Genomic DNA, 10,033 nt, shown 5'->3' with positions numbered 1-10,033 from the left:
GCAGATCTCCATCTCGCTGATTTCCGTCCCGGGAGTGCGAACACATGGGCCTCAAGACACCTGATTTCCCGCCGGTCGACCCGGAGACCTTCCTCGACAAGCCGCTGATGGAGCGCACCAAGGCACTCGCCCTGCACTGGGTCGAGTACGGCTTCGGGACGCCACGGATGGTGCACACCATCTACATCTTCAAAGTGGTCTTCTTCTACATGGCGGTCGGCACCTGCCTGGTCGTCTGGACCTCCGACGTCGGGTCCCCCTGGGACGTCAACGGGTGGTGGGACCAACCGATCGTCTTCCAGAAGTTCGTGATGTGGACGATGTTGCTGGAAGCCGTCGGTATCGCCGGTTCGTGGGGGCCGCTGGCCGGCAAGTTCAAGCCGATGACCGGCGGGATCCTGTTCTGGGCGCGCCCCGGAACCCTGCGTGTGCAGCCCTGGAAGCGCGTCCCCTTCACCGGCGGTGACCACCGGACGATCGTCGACGCCGCGCTCTACGTCGGCTTCCTGCTGAGCCTGCTCACCGCGATCGTGTTGCCGGGCAAGGACGACGGTTCGCTGACCGCGCGGGTGCCGGGCATCGACTCCGGTCTGGTCGCGCCGGGTCTGCTGATCGCCCCGATCGTGCTCATCGTGCTGGTCGGGCTACGGGACTCGATCGTGTTCCTGGCCGCGCGGTCCGAGCAGTACCTGCCCTGGCTGTTCTTCTTCACGGTGCTGAACTTCACCAACATGATCGTCGCGCTGAAGATCTCGATCTGCGTGATCTGGATCGGTGCCGGCATCTCCAAGCTCGGCCACCACTTCAGCAACGTCGTCGCGCCGATGATGTCGAACTCCCCGATTTTGCCGGGGACGAAGATCCGCAAGATGTTCTACCGCGACTTCCCGAACGACATCCGCCCGTCGTGGCTCGCGCACCTGTTCGCTCACGGTGGGGGAACGCTTGTCGAACTGGCCCTACCGCTCACCCTGCTGTTCTCCACGAACCGCCAGCTGACCATCGCCGCAGTGGTCGCCATGGTGATCTTCCACGTCTTCATCATCTCCGCCTTCCCGCTGGCGGTGCCGCTGGAATGGAACGTCATGTTCGCCTTCGCTGCCGTGTTCCTCTTCGCGGGCTTCCCGGCGCAGGACGGCTACGGCGTCGGCGACATGTCGAACGGCGGACTGCTCGCGGCCATCATCGCGATGAGCGTGTTCCTGCCGATCCTCGGCAACCTGCGGCCGGACCTGGTCTCGTTCCTGCCCTCGATGCGGCAGTACGCGGGCAACTGGGCGTCGGCGCAGTGGTGCTTCCGTTCGTTGGAGAGCGAGGCCAAGCTCAACAAGCTCACGCCGCGCCCGACCAAGAACCAGGTCACCCAGCTCACCGAGGGCATGGGTTACCCGCAGGTAATCGCCGAGATCACCATGCAACAGACCATCGGTTGGCGGACCATGCACAGCCAGGCGCGTGGGCTCTACTCGCTGCTGATGCAGCACGTCCGCGACCTCGACACGTGCACGGTCCGCGAGGCAGAGTTCGCGTGCAACTCGATCACCGGGTTCAACTTCGGTGACGGTCACTGGCACGACGACCGACTGCTCGCGGCGATCCAGAAGCGCTGCGAGTTCGAGCCGGGCGAGTTCATCGTGGTCTGGGTCGAGTCGCAGCCGATCCACAAGCCGACGCAGACCTACAAGGTGATCGACCCGGCCGTGGGCGTGCTGGAGCGGGGCACGTGGAACGTCGCGGAGGCCTGCAAGGAGCAGCCCTGGCTGCCCAACGGCCCGATCAACCTCAACGTCACCTGGACTCGTCCGGGCTATGTCCGTCAGGGCAACTACCGGGTCCCGGACTCGCTGCGGGTGCAGGCCGCGCCGGCGGCGGCCGCAGAAATTGGGCAGCCTGCTTGAGCACAGCCGTCGTGGTGGGGGCGGGTCCGAACGGACTCGCCGCCGCCGCGGTGCTGGCCCGGGCCGGCCTCCGCGTCACCGTACTGGAGGCCACCGCCGAGATCGGCGGAGGCACCCGCACCGCCGAAGCGATCGTGCCCGGGCTGCTGCACGACCAGTGCTCGGCCGTGCACACGGTCGCGGTGGGCTCGCCCGTCCTGCGTGAGCTCGACCTGGAATCACATGGACTGAGCTGGCGCTGGCCGGAAATCGACTGCGCCCACCCGCTGGACGGCGGCGGTGCCGCGCTGCTCCATCGATCGGTCGCCGGCACCGCCGACGGGCTGGGCGAGGACGGCGCGCGGTGGCGGACACTGTTCGAACGCACCTCCGCCGGGTATGACGTGCTCGCCGGGGACGTCCTCGGACCGCTGGTCCGGGTGCCCGCGCACCCATTCCGGCTGGCCCGGTTCGGCGTTCCTACGATGCTGCCCGCCGCGGCGCTGGCCCGCGGCTTCCAAACCGAGGCGGCCCGGGCGCTGTGGGGTGGCGTGGCCGCGCACGCGATCCGGCCGTTGCACCGGCCGTTCACGTCCGCGATCGGGTTGGGCATTCTGACGGCGGGTCACCGTGACGGATGGCCGGTGGCCGCCGGCGGATCGCGGAAGATCACCGACGCGCTCGCCGCGGTGGTCACCGGGCACGGCGGGATTATCGAGTGCAACCGGCACCTCCGCCGCGCCGAGGAACTTCCCGCGGCCGACGTCGTGCTGTTCGACCTGGCCCCGGTCGCGGTGGCGGACATCCTGGGGGACCGCCTCCCGGCCCGGGTCGCGCGCGCGTACCGGCGGTTCAAGCACGGACCGGGCGCCTTCAAGGTCGACTACGCGGTCTCCGGCGGCGTGCCCTGGACCAACGAGGCGGTCGGCCGCGCCGGCACCGTGCACCTGGGCGGGACCTTCGCCGAGATCGCCGCCAACGAACGGGCGGTGCACGCCGGGCGCATGCCGGAACGTCCGTTCGTGCTGATCGCCCAGCAGTACCTGGCCGACAAGGAGCGCTCGGTCGGTGACATCCACCCGCTCTGGAGCTACGCCCACGTCCCGGCGGGGTTCACCGGGGACGCCACCGAGGCGATCACCGCACAGATCGAACGGTTCGCGCCCGGCTTCCGCGAGCAAGTCGTCGGCGTCGCGGTACGCAGCACCACGGAGATGGCCCGGTACAACCCGAACTTCATCGGGGGCGACATCGTCACCGGCGCGAAGAGCACGCCACAACTGCTGTTCGGCCCGCGCCTGACCGCGCACCCCTACGACACCGGCGTACCCGGCATGTATCTGTGCTCAGCCGCGACCCCACCGGGGCCGGGCGCGCACGGCATGTGCGGCGCCCACGCCGCGCAACGAGCGCTGCGCTACCTGCGCTGACCGCAATGGGGCGGCAGCGGGCGCCTCACCCGCGCTCCCGCCGGGCGCCGGGCCGATGCGCGAGCAGCCAACCCGTCATCCCGGCCAAAAATGCGGCGGCGAGCAACAGGACAACGCCGGTGAGGTCCGAGCCTCGAGCCAGCGAGGAGATGCCCAGCGCCACCGCGCCCACGGTCAGCAGGGCACACAGCGCAAGAAGCCGCAGGATCAGGAATCCCTGGAAGACGTCCCGCATCATCGATGGAGCCTAGCTTCGCTGATTTACTCAGCTTGTGAAGGTCGTCATCATCGTCCTGCTTGCCTTCGCCGTGGTCAGCCTGACGTACCAGGGCGTTGCCGCATACCTGCGCGATCGCGAGCGCCGCCGCCCGGCCGGCGGTGACGAGTCCACCAAGGGGCGTTAGGGCGGCGGGCCAGCCGGCCCGCGGCGTCCAGTCCGGGCCGCATGGTCGCGGGCAGCCGGCGCCGCACGCGCCAACGCGCACCGGCGAACGAGCAGTTGGCCAGCGTCGCGAACCCGCGTTCGTCCGCGCGCAGCGCGAGCAGCAGGTGCGCCACGCGGTCGGCGCGCGGGAGGTTCGGCTCCGGCACGCGCACGCACAGGCAGTGCACGCGGCGCCCACCGGGCCGCACCAGCAGCGCGCCCTTCTCCCCGACGAGCCACACGCCGAGCCTGCCGGGCTCGCACACCAGGCCGGTGCGTTCGAAGCCGTGCCGGGCGTCGTGGCCGACGAGGTCGCCCAGCAGGCCGAGCGCGGTGCGTTCACTGGCCTCCGACAGCGGGCTGCGCAGGGCCGGCCTCACCACGTTCGCCCCGCGCGCGGCGTAGACCTCGCAGATCACCCACGCGTGTCCGAGCGCGAGCACCCCGATCGGCAGGGTGATCGGCGCGAGCAGGAAGAGTCCGACCGCCACCGCGCAGAACGGCACGACGTGCGACAGGGTGGTGAGCGTCCACAACCGCTCGGTACGGCGCAACGTTGCGTCGTCGGCCAGTGGCCGCCAGGGGACGGCCGCCAGTTCCGGCAGCGTGCCTGACGCGGGTTCAGCCACCGGCAATCGGCCGACGCATGATCACCAGGTCGGCGTCGAGCGGCAACTCGCGCACCATCTCGGCGTGGCCCGGACCGGTGGTCACCATCGCGATCGAGCCGTTGTCGAGCTCAGCCCGAAATGCCGCGACGGCGGCTGCCATCTCCGCCGTGTCGTCCTTCGTCCACTCCGCCAGCGTGGTGTGGCCGGTGTGGTCCATGCGGATCAGTTTCCCCATGGTGGCTCCTTTTCGAGGGGAGCACAGGGTACGCCCGAGGTAAGCGAACGCCAATGACCTACGGACGGCGGCGGGCGGAGCTGAACGCGGCCGCGCTGTGCGTGGCAACCGCGGTGGCCGCGACCGGAGGCCCGGAGCGGCGCGCCCGACGCGGCTTGTCCGCGGGGGACGACACCGACGACCCGACACCCGACTGGACCGCGCGGGTGGCATTGCCGACGCTGCCCACCCGGGTGGTGGTCGCCTTGACGCCCGCCGCTCGGGTCAGCGCCTCGACCTCGCGAATCTGATCGGTCGTCATCAACGTGATGACCGTGCCCGCGTTCCCGGCGCGCGCGGTCCGCCCCGAGCGGTGCAGGTAGGCCTTGTGGTCGGCAGGCGGGTCGGCATGGATGACCAGCCGAACGTCATCGACGTGGATACCCCGGGCGGCGATGTCGGTGGCCACCAGCACCGTGGCCCGGCCGGCGTGAAACGCGTCCAGGTTGCGGGTCCGGACCTTCTGCTGCAGGTTGCCGTGCAGTTCTACGGCGTTGATGCCGGCTCGGCTGAACTGGGCGGCCAGCGACTTGGCGCCGCGCTTGGTGCGGGTGAACACCAAGTTACGGCCGGGCGCGGAGACCAGATCGACCAGCACCGGCAGTCGGTCCTCGCGGTTCACGTGCAGCACCTGGTGGGTCATCTCGCTGACCGGCGACTGCGCGGAGTCCGCCTGATGCACCGCGGGGTCGGTGAGGAACTGGCGGACCAGGCCGTCCACGGCCTTGTCCAGGGTGGCCGAGAACAGCAGGCGCTGCCCGTCGGCCGGAGTGGCGGTGAGCAGTCGGCGCACCGCGGGCAGGAAGCCGAGGTCGGCCATGTGGTCGGCCTCGTCGATCACGGTGATCTGGATCGCGGCCAGCGAGCAGTGGCGCTGCGCGATCAGGTCCTCGAGGCGACCGGGGCAGGCCACCACGATGTCCACGCCCCGGCGCAGTGCGCTGACCTGGGGGCCCTGACCGACACCGCCGATCACGGTGCACGAGCTCAGTCGGGCGGCCCGCGCCAGCGGCGCCAAGGCGGCGTCGATCTGCCCCGCAAGCTCGCGGGTGGGGGCCAGGATCAGCGCCCCGGGAGCCCGGGAACGGGGCTTGGGGCCGCCGGACAAGCGCGCCACCAGCGGCAGCAGGAACGCCAGCGTTTTTCCGGAGCCGGTGCGGCCACGGCCGAGGACATCGCGTCCGGCAAGCGCGTCGGGCAGGGTCGCGAGCTGGATCGGGGTCGGGGTGTGGATGTCGAGATCAGTGAGAACGGTGCTCAGGCGTGCGGGCACGCCCAGTTCGGTGAACAGGGGCAAGAGAAGTCGCTATCTGTGCAAGTCCCGCCGACAGCCGGTCCGGAGTGGATTCCGGCTGGTGACACGCGGAGCACCGGTGAGAGTGCTGCAACGCGCGGACAACTCGCGGCAGGAGATCGACGAGCTGAATGACACCAGTGTAGCCCATCCGCCCCAGTGGTGCGGTCCGCAATCGTGGTCCCCGTTGTTCCAGGGGTTTTCAGGCCGCACCAAGGCTGCGTTGGATGGCGGCGGTGACCGCGGCGGGCTGCGGATCGGACAACACCGCGGCCACGTGCCCGTCCGGGCGGATCAACCAGGCCTCATTGGGTCGGGTGTCCATGGCCGCGGCCAGCGCCCCATCGGCATCGATGCGCTCCACCCCGAACAGCTGCACGGGGGCGGCGGTGGCCCGGGCAACCGCGGTGGCGACCGCGATGCGGTCCACGCCCGACGTGGTGAGCACGGTCAGCCCGTCGCGTAGCAGCTCCCGCACCCGTTTGATCTCCGGCCGGCCGGTTACCCGTACCGGGGCATCCGGCAGCAGGACGCCCGGCACCACCGGTGGCATCTCCCCCTTCGCCGGTCGACCGGGGAACGGGCGCGTCGGATCGGGCGTGGTCAGCGGGGAATCGGTGTACCAGAACGGCTCGGCGAACCGACCCGAGTCAATGCGCTCGCGGGCAGCAGGGTCGGTCACTGCGGCGGCCAGCAACTCCCGCCGCGCCTGCCACTGCGCCGCATCCGAGGGCACCAAGAACTGCATGGTCGCCGCGGTGACGGCGAGGTTCTCCGCCGCCGCCGCGTGCCGCTCGCCGTGATAGCTGTCCAGCAACGCCTCCGGCGCCCAGCCGTGCAACACGAACGCCACCTTCCACGCAGCGTTCTCCGCGTCGGGCACCCCGGAGTTCAACCCGCGCGCACCGAACGGGGCGAGCACGTGCGCACAGTCCCCGGCCAGCAGCACCCGGCCGACCCGCATGCGGTCCACGCACCGCGAGGAGAAGCGGTAGACCGAGCGCCACACCAGCTCGTAGTCCTGCTCGCCGACGATGCGACGGATCCGTTCCTCCAACGCCCCGCTGCGTTCCTCGGCGTCCAGATCGAAGTCCGGCGGCACCTGCCAGTCGATGCGGAACACCGAGTCCGGGCAGGGGTGAATGAGTACCTGACGGTCCGGATTCCACGGCGGGTCGAAGAAAAACCGACGCTCGCCGTTCAGCTCGGGCAACCGTGCGCGGATGTCGCAGATCAGGAATAGGTCGTCGAAGGTGCGCCCGTCGAACGACAAGCCGAGCCCGGCTCGCAAGGCATCGGCCCGCGATCCCGCGCACAGCACGACGTAGGACGCGCGCATGGTCAGCTCGTTACCGCTGGGGGACACGCAGCGCACCGCGACCCCTGCGGGATCCTGCTCGAGGCCGAGCACCTCATGGTTCCAGCGTGGCTCGATCAACGGGTGTTCGGCAATGCACGTGTCCAGCACCCGCTCGGTGTGCGCCTGAGAGATGTTGACGAACGGCGGCAGCGGCGAGCGTCCGCGGTCGGCAAACGACCAGGCCGACAACTCGTGCTCGCGGTAGAAGGTGCGCGCGGTGGTCCAGGTCAGCCCGTCCGCGGCGATCGAGCCGGCGCCGAGCGCACTCCATACGTCGAGCACGTCGCGCTGTTGGCACACCGCCCGCGAGCCCGCCGCCTCCCGGCGCGGCCGGGCGTCCAGCAACAGCACCGGCACACCCCAGTGGGCCAGCAACAGGGCAGCCGTCTGCCCCACCGGGCCGTTGCCCACGACGACGACCGGATCACCGGCCCACAACGGAACTGACGGCATGTCAGCTCTGCAGCTGCTCCCAGACCTCGCGGTCCCGTTGCGCGGTCCAGATGCGCGGCCGCTCGATACCGTCCAGCTCGTCCCACAGCCGCGAGACGTCGAATGGCAAACAGTGCTCGAAGATCGGCCAGCGACCGAAGGTCGGGGCCAGCGCTTCGCGGGTGGCCTCGAAGGCCTCCTGCAACGTGCCACCGCGACCGTGCACCGCGCCGACCTTCTGCAGCATCACCCGCAAGAAGTTACGGGTCTGCTCGATCGCCGCATCCACCGCGTCCCGGCCGCGTGGGACCATGCCGCGCCCGCCCACCAGCGTCTGCGCGCCGAATGCCCTCACCCGGTCCAGGGTGCCGCCCGACCAGTCGGAGTGGAACGCGTCGCCGGTGTATAGCGCGGCCTGTGCCTCGACCAGGTCGCCGGCGAAGAGGATCTGCTGTGCGGGCAGCCAGGCCACGATGTCGCCCTCGGTGTGTCCGCGTCCGCAGTACTGCAGCACCAGCTCCCCGCGGTTGCCGCCCAGGTCGATGTTCAGCCGGTCGGAGAAGGTGACGTCGGGCCAGGTCAGCCCGGGGATCGAGTCGGGTTCGTGAAACAGCCGCGGCATCCGGCCGAACTCGGATTCCCAGTCCTGCTGTCCGCGCTCGGCGATCAACATCCGGGTGTTCTCGTGCGCGATGATCGCGCCGGCGTCGAACGCGGACGCGCCCAATACCCGCACGGCGTGGTAGTGCGAGAGCACCAGGTAACGCACCGGCTTGTCGGTGTGCTCCCGCAGCTGCCTCAGCCAGGCCCGCGCGGCCACCGGGGTGGCTCGGGCCTCGAAGGCCACCAGGAAGTTCTCGCCCTCGATGGCGCCCACGTTCGGGTCGCCCTGCGCGGTCAGCGCCCAGACCCCGTCACCGAGTTGCTCGAGGGTCTCGGTCTTGGCGTCCAGATCGGCCGAGGACGCGAACGGCTTGCCGGCCATACGTACTTCCTAACACCAGCGCGGGTGGACGGGTAGGACGGTGACCATCAGCCGGGCAACGACGCGAGGATCGCGTCCATGTCCACGCCCTTGCCCGCCAGGTAGGCCCGGGTGCGGTCCATACTGGCCAGGTTCGTCCACTGCCGGTCACCGTGACCGAAGTTGGTGGTGAACTCGTCGCAGATCTCCTGGTGCGCTGCCATCGCGATCAGCATCGCGATCAGGTTCGGCGCGGGCGGGGCCAGCATGAAGTTGGTCCAATCCGAGATGCCCTCCACGACGTCCGCGCGCCGGCGCGCCACCCGTTGGCAGAACAGTTCGTCGAAGCCGAGGTCCGCCACGATCGCCTCGCCCACCGTCCACGCGCTGTACGAGGCGGAGTTCGCGCCCTGCCCGACCACCGGATCGACCACCGAGTGCACGTCACCGACGGACAACGCGTACTTGCCGTTGGCCAACTGCGTGTAGTCCGCGCGCATGTGCGGAATCAGTGCGCCCTGCAGGATGTCCTGCGGTCGGGTCACCGCGAAAGAGGCCGGGTCGACCCGTTCGTACACCGCGGGGTGATGCTCCTTCAGTTTCTGCAGCACGGTGGCCACGAAGGCCTTGGGGTCCTCGTCGTAGCGCAGATCGGCGAGCATCTCCAGCTCACCGCCGGGGATATTCTCGAACAACAGCGCGGTGACATGTCCGTCGAAGGAATAGATGGGGATCTCGATCAGCTCGCCGTGCCCCGGCGAGATGCTCAACGTGACGCCCTTCGGGTCCGACGGCGCGACCCCGTGCCACAGCGCGACCGACAACCGCCGCTGCGGCTTGTCGTAGGGAGACTTCTCCGTGCGCCGGGCGAACAACCCACCGAGCGTGCCGCGGCCGGAGGCAACCACCATTAGGTCGTGCGTCGCGGCGAGCCGGTCCAGGTCGTCGGCCTGCACCGCCTGTACGACCAGCCGGCCGCCGCGGTGTTCGAAATCGCCCATCAGCCGCGGCAGGTAGAGCCGGTGGTCGACGGCGGAAGAGGGCTGGGCGAAGTCGCCGCGGAAAGCCAGCGGTTGCGGGGTGCCCAGGTAGTGGTGGTGGCAGAGGTAGCCGTACTCCGCGGCATCCCAGTGGTGCACGCCGAGCCGGCGCTCCCGCTCCAGCGTCGGGTGGTGATGGGCCACGGAGTTCAGCAGCCGGCCGCCGGCGATTTCGTCGGCCGCCTTGTCGGTGTAGATGGTCACCGGGACGTCGTGTTGGCGCAGGAAAAGGCCCAGGTGCAGCCCGGCAATCCCGGCGCCCACGATGCCGATGCCGGCCATGGCGGCTCCTTGCTCTATTGCCGAGCACAGTGCTCGATGAGCGAA

General features: G+C 69.9%; 9 protein-coding genes. 2 read left to right on the top strand and 7 right to left on the bottom strand.

The window, feature by feature from the left end:
- Positions 1 to 44: 44 nt before the first annotated feature.
- Together VGJ14_16490 and VGJ14_16485 are read left to right on the top strand one after the other, a co-directional pair.
- Entirely contained in the window at positions 45 to 1,898 is a 1,854-nt protein-coding gene (locus VGJ14_16490; GenBank protein HEY2834028.1) for a DUF3556 domain-containing protein, read from the top strand.
- Entirely contained in the window at positions 1,895 to 3,307 is a 1,413-nt protein-coding gene (locus tag VGJ14_16485; GenBank protein ID HEY2834027.1) for an NAD(P)/FAD-dependent oxidoreductase, read from the top strand. Before VGJ14_16490 ends, VGJ14_16485 begins: the two co-directional genes overlap by 4 nt.
- A 25-nt stretch (positions 3,308 to 3,332) precedes the next feature.
- Here the strand turns inward: VGJ14_16485 and VGJ14_16480 are convergent, their stop codons facing one another.
- The 7 genes from VGJ14_16480 to VGJ14_16450 form a co-directional block, all read right to left on the bottom strand.
- Positions 3,333 to 3,545 (bottom strand): hypothetical protein, encoded by a 213-nt coding sequence (locus tag VGJ14_16480; protein HEY2834026.1) that lies wholly within the window; start codon positions 3,543 to 3,545, stop codon positions 3,333 to 3,335.
- Positions 3,546 to 3,619: 74 nt separating this feature from the next.
- Complete coding sequence (locus VGJ14_16475) at positions 3,620 to 4,360, bottom strand: hypothetical protein (GenBank protein ID HEY2834025.1); 741 nt, start codon at positions 4,358 to 4,360, stop codon at positions 3,620 to 3,622.
- Complete coding sequence (locus VGJ14_16470) at positions 4,353 to 4,577, bottom strand: hypothetical protein (protein ID HEY2834024.1); 225 nt, start codon at positions 4,575 to 4,577, stop codon at positions 4,353 to 4,355. Before VGJ14_16470 ends, VGJ14_16475 begins: the two co-directional genes overlap by 8 nt.
- 58 nt (positions 4,578 to 4,635) lie before the next feature.
- Entirely contained in the window at positions 4,636 to 5,913 is a 1,278-nt protein-coding gene (locus VGJ14_16465) for a DEAD/DEAH box helicase (protein ID HEY2834023.1), read from the bottom strand.
- A 199-nt stretch (positions 5,914 to 6,112) separates the two neighbouring features.
- Positions 6,113 to 7,723, bottom strand: coding sequence for an FAD-dependent monooxygenase (locus VGJ14_16460; GenBank protein HEY2834022.1), 1,611 nt, complete (start codon positions 7,721 to 7,723; stop codon positions 6,113 to 6,115).
- Between the two features lies 1 nt (position 7,724).
- Positions 7,725 to 8,687 carry an MBL fold metallo-hydrolase gene (locus VGJ14_16455; protein ID HEY2834021.1) on the bottom strand — a complete coding sequence of 321 codons (963 nt, stop codon included), beginning with the start codon at positions 8,685 to 8,687 and terminating at the stop codon, positions 7,725 to 7,727.
- Positions 8,688 to 8,734: 47 nt separating this feature from the next.
- Positions 8,735 to 9,988: a styrene monooxygenase/indole monooxygenase family protein gene (locus VGJ14_16450; protein ID HEY2834020.1), complete on the bottom strand. Its 1,254-nt coding sequence runs from the start codon at positions 9,986 to 9,988 to the stop codon at positions 8,735 to 8,737.
- Between the last annotated feature and the right edge of the window lie 45 nt (positions 9,989 to 10,033).

Source organism: Sporichthyaceae bacterium (assembly GCA_036493475.1).
Lineage (GTDB): Bacteria > Actinomycetota > Actinomycetes > Sporichthyales > Sporichthyaceae > DASQPJ01.
This window is presented reverse-complemented; position numbering and strand designations above follow the sequence as displayed.